Source organism: Bradyrhizobium sp. Leo170 (assembly GCF_004296405.1).
Lineage (GTDB): Bacteria > Pseudomonadota > Alphaproteobacteria > Rhizobiales > Xanthobacteraceae > Bradyrhizobium.
This window is the reverse complement of the sequence record NZ_PSRR01000046.1, coordinates 1-19,607: the sequence shown is the minus strand read 5'-3', so window position 1 is coordinate 19,607 and position 19,607 is coordinate 1. Positions and strand designations below refer to the sequence as shown.

The window sequence follows — 19,607 nt, the reverse complement described above, 5'->3', positions numbered from 1 at the left end:
AGACACGGCGCCGGGCCGGCCAGTTGGCTATTCGCCGTAGTGGCGGAGACGTTCGAGGTCGACGATGGTCACGCCGCCATATTCCAGCCGCAGGAGGCCCTCCTTCTCCAGCCGCTTCAGGCACTGGTTCGCATTCTGCCGCGAGATGCCGGAAAGCGCCCCGATTTCCTCCTGCGTGATCTCGAGATGGCGCGACAACTCGGGGTAGAGAATTGGGTTGAACAGGGAGGCGATGGAACGCGCCAGCCGCGCGGTCGCATCCAGGGTACGGCCATATTCCAGGAGCGCAATGAACTGGCCAAGCCGCTCGTTGAGCTGCGCCACCAGGAAACGGTTGAACGCCACGCTGTTCTCGAACAGCCAGACGAAGGTCTTGCGGTCCATCATGGCCAGCCGCGTGTCGCGCAGCGCCACCACGTCGTAACGCCGCGCTTCATTCTTCAGCACCGACCCCTCGCCAAACCAGGCGCCGGCGGTCAATCCGGCGAAGCTTGCGGCCTTGCCGCCGCGGGAGACGATGCCCATCCGCGCCAGCCCCGTGACCACGCCAGTCCAGTAATCGAAACGGTCGCCGCGCATGAAGATGAATTCATTGGCGCCATAGGATTTCTCGGTGATGCCGCTGCGCGCGACCTCGATCTCGCGGTCATCCAGCTCACGCGACCAGGCCGCGATGCGCTTCAGGTAATCGGCAGCAATCATGATCCCGTTGACTGTCGTCCGTCTCGTTATGTTGCGTCGCAACAACGCGCGGCCGAACGAAATTTGCCGGCGAATTGTCGGGCACAAGACATTTCACCGTACCGCTTTGCCCTATGGAGGGCCACCGGCGCAACGTCATCTGCACGACACGCGTGGAAGCGCGAACGGGCAAGATGCCGGGTGCGGCGTTACCGCGCATGAACGGTCGCGTTCGCGAGCGGAACGAGGCACCATTAGTCGGATGGCTTAGCCGGAACGACCGATGTAAGATTATCGCTGTCTTTGCAACAAGAGACAAAGAGCGCGTGAAGCGCCGCATCTGGAGGGAATAGGTGGATTACACGTTGGAGGTGCGCGGGGTGTCGCTGCGCTTTGGTGGCGTCCGTGCGCTGACCGAAGTGAGCTTTGGCGTCAAGCCCGGCGAATTGTTCTCCATCATCGGCCCGAACGGCGCCGGCAAGACCTCGATCGTCAACTGCATTTCCGGCCGCTACAAGCCGACCGAAGGCCAGCTTTTCTATCGCGGCAAGGATATCACGGGCCTCAATCCGAACGCCCGGCCCTCGCTCGGCATCGGCCGCACCTTCCAGAATCTCGCGCTGTTCCACCACATGAGCGTGCTCGACAACATCATGGTCGGCCGCCATCACCTGCTGAAGAATAATTTCATCACCGGAGCGCTGTACTGGCTGACCGGCGCGCGGCGCGAGGAGCTCGATCATCGCCGCAAGGTCGAGGAGATCATCGACTTCCTCGACCTGCAGTCGGTGCGCAAGGCGACCGCCGGCACGCTTCCCTACGGCCTGCGCAAGCGCGTGGAACTTGCCCGCGCGATGGCGCTCGAACCGCAGTTGATCCTGCTGGACGAGCCGATGGCCGGCATGAACTTCGAAGAGAAGGAGGACATGACGCGCTACATCGTCGATCTCAACGAAGAGTTCGGCATGACCGTCGTGATGATCGAGCACGACATGGGGGTGGTGATGGACATCTCCCACCGCGTCATGGTGCTCGATTTCGGCCGCAAGATCGCCGAGGGCGATCCTGCGACCGTGCTCGCCGATCCCCACGTCAAGCGCGCCTATCTCGGCGAAGAGGACGAGGCGCTGGTCGATCCCGACGACGTGCCGCTGCCGCGGGAGAGCGCGGCATGATGGATTACGCCAGGCGCGCCGCACAGGCCGACACCTTTCCCAAGATGCTGCGGCTGAATGCCAGGGAACATGGCCGCGAGATCGCACTGCGCGAGAAGGATCTTGGTCTGTGGCGTGAATTCACCTGGAACGACTATCAGGCCCGCGTGCGGGAATTCGCGCTCGGCATGATCGAACTGGGACTCGGCAGCGGTGACGTCATCGGCATCATCGGCGACAATCGCCCGGACTGGGTCGCCGCCGAGATCGCCAGCCACGCGATCGGCGGCATGAGTCTTGGGCTTTATCGCGACGTGCTGGATGAGGAGGCGGCTTATCTCCTGAACTATGGCGAGGCGAAGCTCGTATTCGCCGAGGATGAGGAGCAGGTCGACAAGCTGCTGGGGCTGGCCGACCGCGCGCCGCACCTGAAGCACATCGTCTATTCCGATCCGCGCGGCATGCGGAAATATGACGATCCGCGCCTGATGGAGGCAAGCAAGCTCGCCGGCCTCGGCCGCGCGCGCGCCGCGCGCGAGCCCGCCCTCTACGACACGCTGGTCGATGCCACTGATGGCGAAGACGTCGCGATCCTCTGCACGACGTCAGGCACGACAGCCAATCCGAAACTCGCGATGCTCGCCGCCGGCCGCGTGCTCAAGCACTGCGCAACCTATCTCTCCTTCGATCCGAAGGGACCGGACGACGAATATGTGTCGGTGCTGCCGCTGCCCTGGATCATGGAACAGGTCTACGCGCTTGGCAAAGGTCTGCTCTGCCGGATGAAGGTCAACTTCGTCGAAGAGCCCGACACCATGATGCACGATTTCCGCGAGATCGCGCCGACCTTCGTGCTGTTCGCGCCGCGGGTATGGGAGGCAATCGCGGCAGACGTGCGCGCCGACGTGATGGACTCGTCGCCGTTGAAGCAAAGGCTCTACGAGCTCGGTATGAAAACCGGGCTTGCGGCGCTCGAGCAAGGCAAGCGCTCGGTGGTCGCGGACCAGCTTCTGTTCCGTGCACTCCGCGACCGGCTCGGGTTCACGCGACTGCGATCGGCGGCCACCGGCGGCGCCGCGCTCGGCCCCGACACCTTCAAATTCTTCCGGGCAATGGGCGTGCCGCTGCGTACGCTCTATGGCCAGACCGAGCTGCTCGGCGCCTATACGTTGCATCCGCCCGGCGAAGTCGATCCCGATACCACGGGCATCGCGATGGCCGAGACGATCGAGATCCGCGTCGACAACCCTGATGTCAACGGCGTCGGCGAGATCGTGGTGCGCCACCCCAACATGTTCTTGGGGTATTACAAGAACCCAGAGGCGTCTGTGGCAGACATCCAGGATGGCTGGATGCGCTCCGGCGATGCCGGCTATTTCAACGATAGCAACCAGCTCGTGGTGATCGACCGCATCAAGGACCTTGCCGAGACCTCGCGTGGCGATCGCTTCTCGCCGCAGTATATCGAGAACAAGCTGAAGTTCTCGCCCTATATCGCGGAAGCGGTGGTGCTCGGCGCCGGCCGCGACGCGCTCGCCTCGATGATCTGCATCCGCTACTCCATCATCTCGAAATGGGCCGAGAAGAGCCGAATCTCGTTCACGACTTATAGCGACCTCTCCTCGCGTCCCGAGGTCTATGCGCTGTTGCGGAAGGAAGTCGAGACCGTCAACGCCTCGCTGCCACCGGCCCAGCGCATCTCCCGCTTCCTGCTGCTCTACAAGGAACTCGACGCCGACGACGGCGAACTGACCCGCACCCGAAAAGTGCGCCGCGGCGTCATCAACGAGAAATACGCCGAGATCATCGACGCGATTTATCGCGGCGACGCCAACATTCCGGTCGATACCGTGATCCGTTTCCAGGATGGCACCACCCAGCGCGTGCGGACCACGCTGAAGGTGGTGGACATGGTGGGCGCGGCGACTGCGGAGGCCGCGGAATGAGCTATCTGCAACAGCAAGGCGCGATGCGAGTTGTGGTGCCCTCTCCCCTTGTGGGAGAGGGCCCCTCCGCCAGCAGACAAGGCCTCCATAGGGTGAGGGGTTCCCTCCCCGCACTCCCGATGCGGAGGCGAGCCCTCACCCGACGTCGCTTCGCGACGCCACCCTCTCCCACAAGGGGAGAGGGTGCAGCGGCGTTCCCCTCTTTCGTTAGTCGCAAATCAACATGAACACCCAATTCCTGCTCCAGCTCCTCATCAACGGCCTCGTGGTCGGTACGCTCTACGGCGTGGTCGCGATGTCGTTCGTGCTGATCTACAAGGCGACCCAGGTCGTGAATTTCGCGCAAGGCGAACTGCTGCTCATCGGCGCCTGGGTGTGCTGGGCACTGCTCGCCAAATACCAGGTGCCGTTCTGGCTGGGCATGCCGCTCACCCTGGCGTTCATGTTCATCTTCGGCATCGCAATTCAGATCGTGATCCTGCGGCCAATGATCGGCGAACCGATCATCTCCGTCATCATGGTGACGATCGGGCTCTCCACGGTGTTCCAGGCCGCGCTGAAATGGATGTTCGGCGTCAACCCGCAGCCGTTCCCCCGCGTATTCCAGAGCCAATCGGTCCACCTGTTCGGCCTCCAGATCCAGACCGTCTACGTGATGAGTCTCGTGGTTTCGATCGCGATGATGATCGGCATGGCCTGGTTCTTCCGCGCCTCCAAATACGGCCTGGCGATGCGGGCCACCGCCTTCAACCAGCAGGTCGCACAGTCGCTTGGCATTTCCGTGAAAAGCGTGTTCGCGATGGCCTGGGCGATTTCGGCGACCGTGTCGGCGGTCGCGGGCGTCGTCGTCGCCGTCGTCAACGGCGTCTCTTCCGGTCTCTCCGCCTATGGCATCAAGGTATTTCCGGCGGCGATCCTCGGCGGGCTCGATTCGGTCGGCGGCGCCGTGCTCGGCGGCATCATCATCGGGCTGCTCGAGAATGTCGCGCAATATGTCGACAGCCAGTACCTGCACTGGGGTAATCTCTACGAGATCGCGCCGTTCTACGTCTTGATCATCATCCTGATGATCAAGCCCTACGGCCTCTTCGGCACCAAGGATATTGAGCGGGTCTGACCATGGCGACGCGTTCCCTGATTCCCTCCGGCGACTTCCGTACGACGTACGGGGCCGACACCACGATCTTTCCGACCATCACCAGCCGCAATTTCGCGATCGCCGGCATCGTGCTGGCCTGCCTCGCGCCTTACGTCTTCGCGAACTACTGGCTCAGCATCTCGATCCAGATCGGCATCTTCGCGATCGCGGCACTCGGCCTCAACGTGCTGGTCGGCTTCACCGGGCAGATCTCGATCGGCCACGCGGCCTTCTTCCTGCTTGGCGCCTTCACTTCGGCCTATATCTCGAACAACGCGCCGATCCCGGTGTTCTTCGCCATTCCACTTGCGGGTCTCGTCACCGCGCTGGTCGGCCTGATCTTCGGCGTGCCGGCGGCGCGGCTCAAGGGGCTTTATCTCGCGATCGCGACGCTCGCCGCACAATATATCCTGCTCGATTTTTTCTCCCGCGCCGAATGGTTCTCCGGCGGCTCGGTGCCGGCGAGCGCCGAGCCATTTTCGATCTTCGGCTACACGCTGCGCGGCGACCGCCAGTATTTTTATGTCGTGCTGGCTTACGTGGTCATCAGCTATCTTCTGGTCACCAATTTGATGCGCACGCGCGACGGCCGCGCGCTGATTGCGATCCGCGACCATTATCTTTCCGCCGAGATCATGGGCATCAACCTCACCAAATACCGAACCCTGTCGTTCGGCATTGCCGCATTCTTCGCCGGTATCGCCGGCGCGCTCTATGCGCACTATCAGCTTGTCGTCTCGCAGGAAGGTTTCGGCATCGAGCGCTCCGTGCTGTTCCTGGCCATGGTCATCATCGGCGGCACCGGCTCGGTGATGGGCACGCTGGTGGGCACAGCCTTCGTGGTGCTGCTGCCGGAGGCGATGGAGTGGCTCAGCCTGCAATTGAAGGGAAGCGCGATCGACAGGGCGCTGGAGCTCAACAACAACATCACGTTTCTGCGCGAGATCGCGATCGGGCTCATCATCATCGCGTTCCTGATGTTCGAGCCGGACGGGCTTGCGCATCGCTGGCGGCAGATCAAGGCATATTGGAAACTCTACCCGTTCTCACATTGAGGTCGGGGCAAAGACTTACAAACGCATCAACGAATAACAGGAGGAAAGACCATGACGATTAGATCTCTTTTGAGCACGGCTTCGCTGGCGCTGCTGATCGGCGGTGTATCCGTGGCCGCGCAGGCCCAGATCGCGATCGGCCACCTCGCCGATTATTCCGGCGGCACCTCGGACGTCGGCACGCCCTACGGCCAGGCCGTCGCCGACACCTTTGCCTGGGTCAACAAGAACGGCGGCATCGGCGGCAAGAAGCTCAATGTCGATACCAACGACTACGGCTATCAGGTGCCGCGCGCGATCGCGCTTTACAAGAAATGGTCGGCGCCCGACAGCAAGGTCGCGGCGATCATGGGCTGGGGCACCGCCGATACGGAAGCGCTGACCGGTTTCCTCGCCCAGGACAAGATCCCGGATATCTCCGGCTCCTATGCGGCAGCGTTGACCGATCCGGAAGGCACCAGCGGCAAGGCCAAGCCCGCGCCCTATAATTTCTTCTATGGTCCGAGCTATTCTGACTCGCTGCGCGCCATGCTGATGTGGGCAGCGGACGATTGGAAAGCCAAGGGCAAGCCGGGCAAGCCCAAATTCGTCCATATGGGCGCCAATCATCCCTATCCGAACGCGCCGAAGGCGGCCGGCGAAGCCATGGCCGCCGAGCTCGGCTTCGAGGTGCTGCCGCCGCTGGTGTTCGCGCTCACCCCCGGCGACTACTCGGCGCAATGCCTCAGCCTGAAGAGCTCCGGCGCTAACTACGCCTATCTCGGCAATACGGCGGCCTCCAACATCTCCGTGCTGAAGGCCTGCAAAGCGGCAGGCGCCGACGTACAGTTCCTCGGCAACGTCTGGGGCATGGATGAGAACGCGGCCAAGACCGCCGGCGATGCCGCCGACGGCGTGATCTTCCCGCTGCGCACCGCGGTCGGCTGGGGCGGCGATGCGCCCGGCATGAAGACGGTGATGGAAATCTCCAAAATGTCGGATCCTTCCGGCAAGATCTACCGTCCCGTGCACTATATCGCAGCCGTCTGCTCCGCGCTCTACATGAAGGAGGCGATCGAGTGGGCCAACAAGAACGGCGGTGCGACCGGTGAGAACGTCGCGAAGGGCTTTTATCAGAAGAAAGACTGGGTGCCGGCAGGCATGGAAGGCGTCTGCAACGCCTCGACCTGGACCGAAAAGGATCATCGCCCGACCACGAAGGTCGATCTCTACCGCTCCAAGGTCACGGGCTCGACCGACGGCGATCTCAACGACCTCATGGCCAAGGGCACGATCAAGCTCGAGAAGGTCAAGACCGTGGAGCTGCCGCGCAAGCCGGAATGGCTGGGGTGGTGAGGGAGCGGTCCGTCCCACGCACACGAATTGTCATGCGCGGGCCTGACCCGCGCATCCATCAAGAAACAACGCTTTTCGAGCGATGGATTGCCGGGTCAAGCCCGGCAATGACATCCGAGGGCATTACGAGATGACCCAAACCGTCGAAGCAACTCACCCGGCACCGAGCGCGGTCCCCGCGCCGCCCCTCCTCAGTGTCAACAACATCGAGGTGGTCTACGACGACGTCATCCTGGTGCTGCGAGGCCTGAGCCTCGAAGTACCCAAGGGTTCGATCGTAGCGCTGCTGGGGGCCAACGGTGCGGGCAAGTCGACCACGCTGAAGGCGATCTCGGGGCTGCTCAAGACCGAAGACGGCGAGGTGACGCGCGGCGAGATCATCTTCGACGGCGAGCGCATCAACGGCATCGATCCCGACAAGATCGTCCGCCGCGGCATCTTTCAGGTGATGGAGGGACGCCGCATCATCGCCGACATGACGTCGCTGGAGAATTTGCGGCTCGGCGCCTTCACCCGCAGCGACGGCGAGGTCAATGCCGACATCGACATGGTCTTCAACTATTTCCCGCGCCTGAAGGAGCGTACGGGGCTGGCCGGCTATCTCTCCGGCGGCGAACAGCAGATGCTGGCGATTGGCCGCGCGCTGATGGCGCGCCCGAAGATGATCCTGATGGACGAGCCGTCCATGGGACTGTCGCCGCTGCTGGTCAAGGAAGTGTTCGCCATCATCAAGGAGATCAACCGCGACCTCGGTGTCACCATCCTCCTGGTCGAGCAGAATGCGCGGGCGGCGCTGTCGGTGGCGAGCCACGGCTACATCATGGAACAGGGCAAGGTGGTGCTCGACGGAACCGCCGACGAATTGCGCGACAACGAGGACGTCAAGGAATTCTACCTCGGCGGCGCCGGCGACCAGCGCAAGAGTTTCAAGAACCTCAAGAGCTTCAAGCGGCGGAAGCGGTGGCTGTGAGTGTAGCCGGGTGCCTATTGCAGCACCTGCTCCGCTTCCGTAACCGCGCAAAGAACATGATAGAACGAAGACGCAGGGATGGTGTCGACCAGCGACTTGCCGTCGCGGTCGAACTGATCGTACCAGCCGCCCGCAACAGGGTGGCTCAGATAATGCCGCTCAAGGCGCGCCAAGGCAGCGCGCGCCTCGTCGGCGGCACCCGCCTCGCCGGCTTCAGCTTGCGCAATCCAGGCCTTTGCGATCTCGCTCTGCGGCCACAGGCGCCGAGAGTGACGCCGGATACGGCCCTCAACATTGCCCTCATCGGTGAGGCAACCGGTCGCCTCGTCGCGGTAGCGCAGCGCCGACGCCAGCAATTCACCGCGATAGCGTCCCGTCGGGCAGCCCGTGATGCGCTCAAAACCCTTCAACAGCCAGACCCATTCGGCCAGGTGCCCGGGTTCGACGCTGATGGGCGAAATCCTCGACCAGTCGTCTTCAAAATATTCGCCGAGCACCTGGGTCTGCTTGTCATAGAGATTGGCAAGAAACAGCGCAAAGAACTCGCCGGCGCGCTGCTGAAACGCCAGATCATGCGTTGCATCGAATACGGCGATCATCGCCTCGAACAGATGCATCTGCGGATTTTGCCGCCGCGGCAGGGACGCCGGCGTCCCCTCGAGAAAGCCGCCATTCGGCGAGCGCAGGTGCCCATCGAGATAGGCGAGCAGCGCATCGATCTCCGAGCGCACCTGCGCGTCGCGATCAAGCCCGTAAACGGTGGCGAGCGCGAGCAGCACGAAGGCGTGGTCGTATGTGTCGCGCCGCGCATCGAGCACCCCGCCGTCGGCCGTCAACCTGTGGACAAAGCCCGGCCGGCCGTCCGGCGCCTTCGCCTTCGTCAACAGGTGATCGAGCCCCTTCAGAGCGATCTCACGGCCTTCCGCGTACCAGCCCATCTGCGCGGCTTTGGCGTAGCAGTAGATCTGCCGGGCCTGAACGAATATGCGCCGCGGCGCGAGCCGATCGGCGCGGCCGTCGGGATCGAGCCGGTCGACGAAGCCCCCTGCCACACCGTCCCAGCCTTCTGTGCACCACAACGGCAGACAGTGATCGATGACGCGACGCTTCAACCTGCCGACGACATCGGCATCGGAAGGGCCGCTCGCTGCGGCGGTCTGCATATCTGCCATTGCATTTCCCGGAGCATCGCCAGTTCGGCGGGAAGCCGTCTGATAGCACGTCGAAGGCGGAGCGCAATTGGCGCGAACCCGTGAGGATGACCCATGACGGATCACTATGACGCCCGCGAAACCCGCGATCCCGCCCAGCGCGAGGCGGAACTCTTCGCCCGCCTGCCGGAGGTCCTGCGGCGGGCCATGGCGGCTCCGGCCTATGCCGAGCGCCTCGAAGGCGTCGATCCTGCCATCATCACCAGCCGCGCCGCGCTGGCGCGCCTGCCGGTGCTGCGCAAGTCGGAACTCCCGGCCCTGCACAAGGCCGCCCCACCCTTCGGCGGCCTCGTTGCCGGGCCGCCAGGATCGTTTGCGCGCCTGTTCACGTCACCGGGACCGATCTTCGAGCCTGAGGCCGCCCAGGCCGACGCCTGGCGCGGGGCGCGGGCGCTGTTCGCGGCAGGCTTTCGTCCGGGCGACGTGGTGCTCAACACCTTCAGCTACCACCTTACCCCCGGTGGCTTCATCTTCGATACCTCCGCCCGCGCGCTCGGCTGCGCCGTGATCCCGGCGGGCCCCGGGAATACCGAGCAGCAATTCGAGCTGATCGAGGCCTACCGGCCGATCGGCTACAGTGGCACGCCCGATTTCCTGAAGATCCTGCTCGATGCAGCCGAGAGCGCCAGGCGCGATGTTTCCTCGATCAAGCGCGCGCTGGTGTCGGGGGCGGCTTTTCCGAAATCGCTGCAGGAGGAGATCAAGTTGCGCGGCATCGAGGCCTATCAGGCATTCGGCACCGCCGATCTGGGCATGGTCGCGTTCGAGACCGAGGCCCGCGACGGCATGGTGGTCAACGAGGACCTGATCCTCGAGATCGTCAGGCCCGGCACCGGCGCCCCCGTGGCGGAGGGTGACGTCGGCGAGATGGTGGTCACCTCCCTCGACCTGCACCACCCCTGGATCCGCCTCGCACTTGGCGACCTTACCGCGGCCCTGCCCGGGGCAAGCCCGTGCGGGCGTACCAATATGCGCATCAAGGGCTGGATGGGGCGCGCCGATCAGACGACAAAGGTCAAAGGCATGTTCGTGCGCCCCGAACAGATCGCCGAGATCGGCAAACGCCATCCGGAGCTCGGGCGGCTGCGCCTGGTCGTGACACGTTCCGGCGAGACCGACGTGATGACGCTGAAGGCAGAAACAGCCGCGGCGAGCACAGCCTTTCAGAGCGAGCTCGCAGCGACCTTGCGGACGGTGACCAAGCTTGGCGGCAATGTCGAACTGGTCGGCGCCGGCGCGCTGCCGAACGACGGCAAAGTGATATCGGACGAAAGGAGTTGATAGAGACTTCGAGGAAATATGGACTTGCGACAAGTTATCGGCAAAAAAACTCTAATTGGCGTTAGGCACTGAGCATCGATAGGCAGAATTGGATGGCCGCAAGAAGACCAGCAGTCTTTTTCGATCGTGACGGAGTGCTGAACGAAGATACCGGCTATGTATTCGAGATCGGCAAGTTGAAATGGATAGAGGGCGCGCGCGAGGCAGTAAAAGCCGTCAATGATGCGGGATACTTCGCCTTTGTGATCACCAACCAGTCGGGCGTCGCCAGAGGGCTATACGACGAAACTCAAGTGAACGCGTTACATGAGTGGATGGCAGCCGAGTTGGCGAAGATCGGAGCCCGTATAGATGCGTTCGAATATTGCCCATATCATCCTGAAGCCACGATAGAACGCTATCGTCAGATCAGTGACCGACGCAAGCCTGCACCGGGCATGATAACCGATCTATTGAAGCGCTTCCCGATTGACATCGACGGGAGCATTCTTGTCGGGGACAAGCCTACCGATCTAGAGGCGGCGCGCGCCGCCGGGTTGAAAGGATACTTGTTTTCAGGTCAGAATTTGGAGCGGTTCGTGAAACCGCTCCTGCAATCGAAAAAGACCAAAGCTGATCAAGATGACGGACGAGACGCCTAGCGGACCTCCATGCGGATCAGGCGTTGGCCCGGCTCATATTTGAGGATGTCCTTAGGGCCAGGGTGTCGTACCAGTTCCGAGCCGTTCAGAACATAGAGGTCATCGGTATGCTTGCAGCGCCATTCGCCCTGACCGCTTAGCGGCAGATCGATCTTCTCGCCAAACGCACTCACCCAGCCGACCTGCCGCGCAGGCGTTCCCACCATCATTGACCAATCCTTCGAGCTCTTGGTCAGCGTTGCGCCTGCAGCGAGGAAAGTGCCGACGCCACAGGTAATATCGGGAACCACGGTGGAGTTTGCGCCAAGCGTGGTGCCAGTTTTCACCAGCGTCTTCTTGAAGACAGCATGGCGGTTGACCGCGGCACGGGGAAAGGAGATGTGGGTAAACACCATGTACGGCGCACAGAACACGAAATCCTCGAGCTCGACATGCGAGAAGATAGAGACCGAATTGCCAAGCCGGCACGCATTGCCGACGATGGCATTGCGCTCGACATAGGTGTTCTGGCCGAGGCTGCAGTTCTCGCCGATCACCGCACCTGGCGCGACGTGGGAGAAATACCAGACCCTGGTGAACTTGCCGACCTTCGCCCCCTCCTCGACCACGGCGCTCGGATGGATAAAGGGTTGTGGATCATCTGATTCCGGCGTCCTCATGCAGGATGCTTCTCCTCCCTGGCGCCTTCACAGCACCCCATAGTCGCTGCTGATGCGCCCCTTGACCGCTCCATCCTATATTAAGAAAATCCTTTGCGGATCAAGGCGGAAGTGCAGAAAACCGGCTAAACCCGGAGCCATCTATCCCGATCTTCTGATTAAGACGGCTCCCGGACAGGTGAACGGGGGGCAGTCCTCGCTCAGACCTTGTGATATTCGCGATACCAGTTCACGAATCGTTCGATGCCATCCTCAATCGTGGTCGCAGGCTTGAACCCGATGTCGCGCGCGAGATCGTCGATATCGGCGTAGGTCGCGGGCACATCGCCCGGCTGCATCGGCAGCATTTCCTTCGTTGCCGTCCGGCCTTTTCTCAGCCGGCTCGTGGTTGGAATCTCTTTGGGGGGTAGCTCCAATTGGACCGTGAGAATGAGCACCCACACGAGTGTGGAACAAAGGTTTTCTAATAGCGGTGCCGGAAACGGTGTCGGCACCGCTTCGATGAGCAATATGACTGCGTAGCGTCTTGATTAGCGCTTGCGCCGTAGAATAGTCGCGTCTTGCCCTCCCTTTGGAATATCGAAGTATCCGGACCATTGACCAGGAAGAACATCACCAACGACCTCCAGTCCGGACGAAGCTACAAGCGCTTGCATCTCGGTGTCTATATAGGCGACGGCGCCCATTGGCGATCTTGGATCGTTGATCAAACAGCCTTCTTCTAGGACGTGCTCGAAACGAAGATTGAACGGCGTGAGATTGACTGTTCTTGCCTTCGCGAGGATTTCGTCGTTCACAATAAACCACGTCGCAAAGGCGGTGCCGGTGGGCTTCAACACGCGGGCAAATTCGCGAAGATAGTGCGCGATATCCACCTTCCTCATGTGCGTAAAGACCGACCATAGGATAATTCGATCGATGGAGGCATCTGGCGGTGGAAGCCTCACGTCGGTCGTTCTCATCGTGCCGCCAGGATTATGAAGCTGGTCGCCAATATCGAAATGGACAAATTTGAAGTTTGGATGCCTTACAGTGATATTGTCGCTGCACCATCGGATCGAGTCCTTAACGATATCAACGCCGATATAGCTGCCCTTCGCGCTGAGGACATTTGTAAGCGGGATCGCGTCCCGTCCGATGCCGCAACCGATCTCTAGAACAGCATGATCTGGATCGATCGGGGTGTGCTCTTTGAGAGCGGCCATATGGAATTCGCACATCGGCTCAAACGTGTCAGGGCCCCCTCCGGTAAGGTTCATCAGGCGGATTGGAATGTCATAGCCAAAATGGCGCGTTATTGGCTCTCTTAGCGACATTAGGATCCCCTCGTTACCCAGACCATGATGTCTAGCAGCCTAACCTGATTGTAAGCAAGTCGCCCTTCGGACCGGCTTGGCGCCGCCTATCGATGCGGTTGGACCTATCGTTTTCGGCACAAGCACTTAATCGCCATAAGCTCGAAAATCGAGGTCCTGGGCGGTCTCAGAACTCTTCCAGGCGGCTATCAGTCCCTGGCCGACCGGTTCATAGGACAATTGCAGCAAGGTCTTTCCGCCGCTGATTTGAATGATCGGTTCGAAGGTGAACATGGCATAGTTGTTGTCGCGCACAAGTGCGGCGTTCAACCGTGACTTGCCCAGAACGTTCCCGTTGTCGTCGAGCACTGAAAGGGTCAAGAGCCCCTTGTTGATTTGTCCGTAGGTGGATAGACGAACGTCAATTGCTCGGATGGTGTGAGCCGGAGTGGGAATTTCCGCGGTGATCGTGGTCCGAATGAGGGATGGGACACCTTTCCGCCCATCAGCGAAAGTCGAAACAAATCGCGAAGACGCCGGTTGGCACGGAGTACCCTCGTCGCAGTCTATCTTCTCCCAGGACACGGAGAAGGGCTCGTTGTAGTCGCTAAGGTTCTCGCTCTCGAAGCGGATCGCAACGACCTTCGGTCCTTCCCAATCGAGGCCACCGAGGAATTTATAGAGCGTGGAATAATTCTCAAAGAGCGGAGCTATCCAGACGCCGGTCATCAGGTGCGGCGGCATCAGCCGATATCTTTGCTCGGTGCCGTCCGAAAGGATGTAGACGAGGTGTATCGGGCTGAGGCGGAAGAGTGCCTCTTTGAGTTTCGAGGAAAGAGATTTGGTGAGATCAACCTTGACCCGCAGAATTGCCGAGGTCGGCGTCGGAGGCAAATAAATCGTTTTGTTCCAGCGCGCCAGTTCCGACTTGAAAGGCGTCGGCTCGCTAAAACCTCGCTCCGCGTCCGAGAGGCGTTCCAGCAAGCCAACCTGAAGTTTTGAAGGGTCATTCTCCACGAACACTGTTCGATAGTGTCGCATCACCTGCAGGAACGCGATCGGATCATCGAAAAGTTGGTGACGGTCGTCGACTCCGGCGATCGAGTCTCTCGGATGATGCATGATCAGAAAGCTTGGCGCGTTTGGACCCCGCAAAAAATCGGCGTTGAGGCTATCGAGATGTTCCGTAAAGGCATTGAAATGCTGAAAAACCGGCTTGAGGCGCCAGTTCAGTTGGGGATTGGCAGCCACAAGGCTGAGTTCATAGGAATATGCGTCGACCGTCTTTTTGCCGATGCGATTCAGAGTATCGGCCTCGAGCCGAGAACCCGCCAATTGTGAGTCTGAGACCTGCCGGAGGTACAATCGATACTGCGAATAGTGACGGAGGTGAGCCAACGGCTCCAGCCCGCCAGCAATTCTAGGCGTGAACTTGAGATTAGCATTGTCAAGTGCTGTTGCGGCCAGGAGTGTGATGGCAGTCGCCCCGAGGATGCCGATCGTAGGTCGGTAGAAGGCAAGGGTGAACCAACCATTTATTGTGTTACTCGCCGAGGCTGGCGATTTGCTCAGATGCAAGATCGAGACGCAGAACGTCGAGAACGCCAGGATGATAACGAGCGCGAAAACGTGAGCGTCGTATCGAACGACGCCATGTTTCCAGGCGATGGCGACCAATGGAATTATGGTTGCCAGCGCATGCAAGTTGCGCCAGCGGGGCAGCAGTCCAGCGAAGATCGCGAGCAGCGCCATAGCCGACAAGAACAGGCTTAAGCTTAGTCTCTCGTTTGCTCGAGAGGCGCTCATTGACGCGGTATATCCGGCGGACAATTGCAGTGAGTTGTAGAAATATGAGGAAATTCCTTCGACGGATCCACTGAGGATAATCCAGGCGACACAGAAACTCACCGCGGTTGATATGATTGCGACAGCGGCGCGTCGAGAGATCTGGCGAATTGAGGTGAACGGTACCAGCGTGCTTGCGATTATGGCACCGAGGCAGCTGACGCCAATCGTCACCTTCATCAAGAGCCCGACAGCAGCTATCAGTCCGCAGCATGCGATGATCGGGGTCCTAAACCGAGGTTCTTCATACCCCAGAAATAACAGCAGCATGACGAAGCACGACGGCAGTCTTTCGATATCGATGTAGCCGGATACAACTGCGCCGAGGGCAAGTCCCAGGATCGCGCTCCAGGCCTGTGTACGGCTGACGACGAAGTAGCTCATTGCCGCCGCAAAAGCTGAATACACGATGGTCCAGAAGACGTACCCCACCGTGAAATTGCTGCCGACGTCTTCGATTGCGAGGAGAAATCCGAGCGGTCCGTAGGTATAGATGATATCGGTTCCAAACCGCGCCCCGGTGGAAGCCCCGAGGTTCAAGATGTAAGGAAATGACTCGTCCAGCCCCGGGAGCATCGGTATAACCGGCACTCGGTATGCCTGCAGAAAGATGATCAGCGCGCCGATCCAAAAAAGAAGCGGGTACCTGCGGCAAATCCCGATATCAACCAATATAAGCTCCCCCACGTATCATGACCATTCCGCGAGAAAGCCTCGTATCATTCGCGCAAAACTGGTGCAACCCGCGCTGCACAAGCAGTCCGTGGCATCTAACTAAAGTGACCTGCTCCCCTGTTTGCCCTCGTTTATAAGGGGAGAGTCTGTTCTGAGTTTGGCCCCGGTTGGGGCGAGTTGCGAACTCGGGGTCGTCTACGGACTTGATCGATTCTCTCGGTCCCGCGCAGCAATCCGAAACAACTAGTGCGTGGGATTGCGTGGTATTCGAAAGGTTTTCAGCGACAACCGCTGTTCGACTTTCGCGGCGCGCCGGCGCGACAAAGAAGAGCCAGTTTGTTGCCTGGCTTTCCGGCAGTGATGCAGTTGTCCATATCAATCGGAATGACCGCCAAATCTCCCTGAGTAGTGGTGTCTGACCAACTCGCCCGCTCCCATGGGACGACCTTGACATGGTCAAAGATGCGGCGCGCTATATTGAGCGTTCTCACCCGGCCAAGCCAGGGAGTTGCACGCTTACCCGTCATTGCCTCCAAAACCCCTTCTTATGCACGCACGCTCGAGGCGGTCGGCAGCAGCCAACTCGCATGCCGCAACACCGCGCAGTGGATAGGGGCGTTGGATCAATTGATTGGCAGCGAGGAAGCTCCTGCCCGAGCTGACACACTAGGCCGCCAGTATGTTGAGCGCGTGTTAACGAAAGCAGCTCAACTCCAGGCTTGGGATGACGTGCTCACCTCGATCGGGATCGATATATCACACGCCATGCGGCCAGAATCTTGAAGGATCAAAATCGATTCCCTGCGCGAGCCCAGTGCCGATCGGCTGGCCCGACAGCGCGGAGCTAGTCCCCTTGGGCGCGCGGCCTGACCGCAATCACGACGAGCAATCCGAAATTGCATCTTTACGGCCGATTGGATACTCAATCGGTTTGGGGTTAGGGGCGAGAGATTTTCTCCAGATAACAATAGCTTAAGAACGTCGAAGCATTGAGGGCGCACAGCAGGTATTGTAAACTGGTCGACGCGGATATTTTCAGCGCAAAAGATCGGCTGAACGTCTATACAAGGCTAGCTGAACGGGGACAGGACGGCGGATGAAAGTTGTTATTTTGGCGGGCGGCCTGGGAACTCGCATCAGCGAGGAATCTCATCTGAAGCCCAAACCCATGATCGAAATCGGCGGCAAGCCGATTCTCTGGCACATCATGAAAATGTACTCGCACTACGGCATCAACGAATTCATCGTGTGCCTCGGCTATAAGGGCTACGTGATCAAGGAGTATTTTTCGAACTATTTTCTGCACACGTCGGACGTGACGTTCGACATGCGCGACAACAAGATGGAGATCCACGAGAAGTTTGCCGAACCGTGGAAGGTCACGCTAGTCGACACCGGCGAAGCGACGATGACTGGCGGACGGCTGAGGCGTGTCGCGCCGTATCTCCGCGACGAGACGTTCTGTTTCACCTATGGTGACGGCGTATCGGATATCGATATCGATGCGCTGATCAAGGTGCATAAGAAGACAGGACGGCAAGCAACCGTCACGGCGATCCAGCCACCCGGACGATACGGCGCGCTTCGCATCGACGACGGCAAGGTCGAACAGTTCCAGGAAAAACCCGCCGGCGATGGCGCCTGGATCAATGGCGGCTTCTTCGTGCTCGAACCGTCCGTGATCGACTACATCGAGGGCGACGCTACGGTCTGGGAGCAGGCGCCTCTGCAGACGCTTGCGGCAAAGGGGCAACTCACCTCCTACCAACATGATGGTTTCTGGCACGCGATGGACACGTTGCGCGACAAGAACCAGCTTGAGGATATGTGGGCCAAGGGCCGCGCGCCCTGGAAAAGCTGGTAGAGATGTTTTCTGACATCTATAGCGGCCTGCACGTCCTCGTGACGGGTCACAGCGGCTTCAAGGGAAGCTGGCTGACGCTCTGGCTGGAGACGCTGGGCGCGCGAGTTACCGGCATTTCGCTGCCGCCGGAAACCAGCCCAAACCACTGGGACATCCTGCGCCTCGACATCAATTCGAACTTCATCGATATCCGCGACCAGGAGGCGCTGGAGGGCGCCATTCTGAAGACACGGCCCGATATGGTCTTCCACATGGCGGCGCAGCCGCTGGTGCGCCGGTCCTATTGCAGCCCGGTTGAGACCTGGGCTACCAACGTGATGGGTACGGCCCACGTGCTCGAGGCCTGCCGCAAGCTGTCCGGGCTCAAAGCGGTGGTCGTGGTGACCACGGACAAGTGCTACGAGAACAAGGAGTGGGTTTGGGGCTATCGCGAAATCGATCCGCTGGGCGGTCACGATCCCTACAGCGCCTCGAAAGCCGGTACAGAGTTGGTGGCAGCGAGCTTCCGACGTTCCTTCTTCCACACAGCGGGCAGCCCGTTGCTGGCAACGGCGCGTGCAGGCAACGTGATCGGCGGCGGTGACTGGTCGGAAGACAGGCTGATTCCTGACGTAGTACGGTCGATCGGCGCCGGCCAATCGGTCGAGATACGCTCGCCCAACGCCACGCGGCCCTGGCAGCACGTGCTGGAATGCCTGTCCGGCTATCTTCTGCTTGGCGAGCGTCTGCTCAAGGGTGATCAGTCGTGCCTCGGGGCCTGGAATTTCGGACCGGACCGCGACGGCAATCGAACGGTCAAGAATGTTCTCGAGCAGATGCAAGACGCCTGGCCGGCCGTTGACTGGCACCGCACAGATCAGGAGCAGCCGCATGAAGCCAGACTGCTGCAGCTTGAAACCAGCAAGGCGCAGAGCGAACTGGGTTGGCGGCCGGTCTGGAACTTCCAGGAGGGTGTCGCGGCAACTGCCGAGTGGTATCGGGCTTGGCTCGAGCGCAATGAAGCGCTGAGCCGGATCCAGCTCGAGCGCTATATTGCTGCGGCCAGCGCGCGCGGCCTTGTCTGGACGAGGGGCCGCGGGGCATGAAACTGGTCCAAACCGATATCGCCGGGGTCTGGATCGCCGAGACCAGCGCACTTTCGGATCACCGCGGTTCGTTCCAGCGTCTGTTCTGCGCCAATGAGGAAAGCTCCATCATCGGCACGCGCAAGATCGTCCAGATCAACCAGTCGATCACCCGCGCTGTCGGTGCGGTCCGTGGCCTGCACTATCAGAAGCCGCCAATGGCGGAGATGAAGATCGTGCGCTGCTTGCGAGGTCGGGTGTTCGATGTCGCGGTCGACCTTCGCAAGGACTCGCCCACCTTCCTGAAATGGACGGCAATCGAACTTGCTCCGGACAACCGCTGCTCCTTCGTGATCCCCGAAGGATGCGCGCATGGCTTCCAGGTGCTGGAGGAAAACTCCGAACTATTGTATCTGCACACGGCATTCTATTCGTCGCCGGACGAGGGTGCCATTCGATTTGATGATCTGATGGTCGGGGTCGCCTGGCCCCTGCCGCCAAGAGACTTGTCCGCACGTGACTCCTCACATCCCTATCTTGATGCGGGCTTTAAGGGCATAGAGCTATGAAGTGCCGTCACTGTCACGCGCAACTGCAACACGTGTTCCTCGACCTCGGGCACGCGCCACCCTCGAACGCCTATCTGTCGGAAGCGCAGCTCCGCGCGCCGGAGACAACCTTCCCGCTGAAAATCCTCGTCTGCGACACGTGCTGGCTGGTGCAGACCGAGGATTATACCGCAGCGGACGAGTTGTTCTCCAGCGACTACGCCTACTTCTCCTCGACCTCGCAG

17 protein-coding genes and 1 pseudogene are annotated in these 19,607 nt (G+C 60.5%); 12 read left to right on the top strand and 6 right to left on the bottom strand.

Going from position 1 to position 19,607, the window contains the following annotated elements:
- Positions 1 to 27 precede the first annotated feature (27 nt).
- Entirely contained in the window at positions 28 to 702 is a 675-nt protein-coding gene (locus CWO89_RS11110; RefSeq protein ID WP_130578664.1) for a Crp/Fnr family transcriptional regulator, read from the bottom strand.
- 332 nt (positions 703 to 1,034) lie between these two features.
- Here CWO89_RS11110 and CWO89_RS11105 point away from each other — a divergent pair, with 332 nt between their 5' ends.
- From CWO89_RS11105 to CWO89_RS11080, 6 genes are all read left to right on the top strand, one after another.
- Positions 1,035 to 1,856 carry an ABC transporter ATP-binding protein gene (locus tag CWO89_RS11105; RefSeq protein WP_130578663.1) on the top strand — a complete coding sequence of 274 codons (822 nt, stop codon included), beginning with the start codon at positions 1,035 to 1,037 and terminating at the stop codon, positions 1,854 to 1,856.
- Positions 1,853 to 3,781 carry a long-chain fatty acid--CoA ligase gene (locus CWO89_RS11100; RefSeq protein ID WP_130578662.1) on the top strand — a complete coding sequence of 643 codons (1,929 nt, stop codon included), beginning with the start codon at positions 1,853 to 1,855 and terminating at the stop codon, positions 3,779 to 3,781. The genes CWO89_RS11105 and CWO89_RS11100 overlap by 4 nt, the downstream gene beginning before the upstream one ends.
- A gap of 223 nt (positions 3,782 to 4,004) precedes the next feature.
- The gene (locus CWO89_RS11095; RefSeq protein ID WP_130578661.1) at positions 4,005 to 4,898 is read left to right on the top strand and encodes a branched-chain amino acid ABC transporter permease; all 894 of its coding nucleotides are present in this window, start codon (positions 4,005 to 4,007) and stop codon (positions 4,896 to 4,898) included.
- A gap of 2 nt (positions 4,899 to 4,900) precedes the next feature.
- Positions 4,901 to 5,974, top strand: a complete 1,074-nt coding sequence (locus CWO89_RS11090) for a branched-chain amino acid ABC transporter permease (RefSeq protein WP_130578660.1) — start codon at positions 4,901 to 4,903, stop codon at positions 5,972 to 5,974.
- Positions 5,975 to 6,025: 51 nt separating this feature from the next.
- Positions 6,026 to 7,309, top strand: a complete 1,284-nt coding sequence (locus tag CWO89_RS11085) for an ABC transporter substrate-binding protein (protein ID WP_130578659.1) — start codon at positions 6,026 to 6,028, stop codon at positions 7,307 to 7,309.
- A 130-nt stretch (positions 7,310 to 7,439) separates the two neighbouring features.
- Positions 7,440 to 8,279, top strand: coding sequence for an ABC transporter ATP-binding protein (locus tag CWO89_RS11080; protein ID WP_165421098.1), 840 nt, complete (start codon positions 7,440 to 7,442; stop codon positions 8,277 to 8,279).
- Between the two features lie 14 nt (positions 8,280 to 8,293).
- Here the strand turns inward: CWO89_RS11080 and CWO89_RS11075 are convergent, their stop codons facing one another.
- Complete coding sequence (locus tag CWO89_RS11075; RefSeq protein WP_463699035.1) at positions 8,294 to 9,442, bottom strand: AGE family epimerase/isomerase; 1,149 nt, start codon at positions 9,440 to 9,442, stop codon at positions 8,294 to 8,296.
- Positions 9,443 to 9,544: 102 nt separating this feature from the next.
- On the opposite strand from CWO89_RS11075, the gene CWO89_RS11070 reads away from it, so the two are divergent.
- Complete coding sequence (locus CWO89_RS11070) at positions 9,545 to 10,771, top strand: phenylacetate--CoA ligase family protein (RefSeq protein WP_130578656.1); 1,227 nt, start codon at positions 9,545 to 9,547, stop codon at positions 10,769 to 10,771.
- A gap of 92 nt (positions 10,772 to 10,863) precedes the next feature.
- The gene (locus CWO89_RS11065; protein WP_130578655.1) at positions 10,864 to 11,412 is read left to right on the top strand and encodes a D-glycero-alpha-D-manno-heptose-1,7-bisphosphate 7-phosphatase; all 549 of its coding nucleotides are present in this window, start codon (positions 10,864 to 10,866) and stop codon (positions 11,410 to 11,412) included.
- Here CWO89_RS11065 and CWO89_RS11060 read toward each other — a convergent pair.
- The 4 genes and pseudogenes from CWO89_RS11060 to CWO89_RS11045 all read right to left on the bottom strand — a co-directional run bounded on the left by CWO89_RS11060 (position 11,409) and on the right by CWO89_RS11045 (position 15,883).
- On the bottom strand, positions 11,409 to 12,071 hold the full coding sequence (locus CWO89_RS11060) for an acyltransferase (RefSeq protein ID WP_130578654.1): 663 nt from the start codon (positions 12,069 to 12,071) through the stop codon (positions 11,409 to 11,411). The two genes, CWO89_RS11065 and CWO89_RS11060, sit on opposite strands and share 4 nt — an antisense overlap.
- Before the next feature lie 200 nt (positions 12,072 to 12,271).
- A pseudogene (locus tag CWO89_RS11055) lies at positions 12,272 to 12,439 on the bottom strand (UDP-glucuronate 5-epimerase); the annotation flags it as partial.
- Positions 12,440 to 12,601: 162 nt separating this feature from the next.
- Positions 12,602 to 13,387, bottom strand: a complete 786-nt coding sequence (locus CWO89_RS11050) for a class I SAM-dependent methyltransferase (RefSeq protein ID WP_130578653.1) — start codon at positions 13,385 to 13,387, stop codon at positions 12,602 to 12,604.
- A 126-nt stretch (positions 13,388 to 13,513) separates the two neighbouring features.
- Positions 13,514 to 15,883, bottom strand: coding sequence for a hypothetical protein (locus CWO89_RS11045; protein WP_130578652.1), 2,370 nt, complete (start codon positions 15,881 to 15,883; stop codon positions 13,514 to 13,516).
- Between the two features lie 1,099 nt (positions 15,884 to 16,982).
- On the opposite strand from CWO89_RS11045, the gene rfbF reads away from it, so the two are divergent.
- From rfbF to CWO89_RS11025, 4 genes are all read left to right on the top strand, one after another.
- On the top strand, positions 16,983 to 17,750 hold the full coding sequence (gene rfbF / locus CWO89_RS11040; protein ID WP_130578651.1) for a glucose-1-phosphate cytidylyltransferase: 768 nt from the start codon (positions 16,983 to 16,985) through the stop codon (positions 17,748 to 17,750).
- Between the two features lie 2 nt (positions 17,751 to 17,752).
- A complete protein-coding gene (gene rfbG, locus CWO89_RS11035; protein WP_130578650.1) occupies positions 17,753 to 18,835 on the top strand; it encodes a CDP-glucose 4,6-dehydratase in 1,083 nt (360 codons plus the stop codon).
- A complete protein-coding gene (locus CWO89_RS11030) occupies positions 18,832 to 19,383 on the top strand; it encodes a dTDP-4-dehydrorhamnose 3,5-epimerase family protein (RefSeq protein ID WP_130578649.1) in 552 nt (183 codons plus the stop codon). Before rfbG ends, CWO89_RS11030 begins: the two co-directional genes overlap by 4 nt.
- Positions 19,380 to 19,607: class I SAM-dependent methyltransferase (locus CWO89_RS11025; protein WP_502702904.1), on the top strand; the 228-nt coding region annotated here is incomplete at its 3' end. The genes CWO89_RS11030 and CWO89_RS11025, both read left to right, overlap by 4 nt.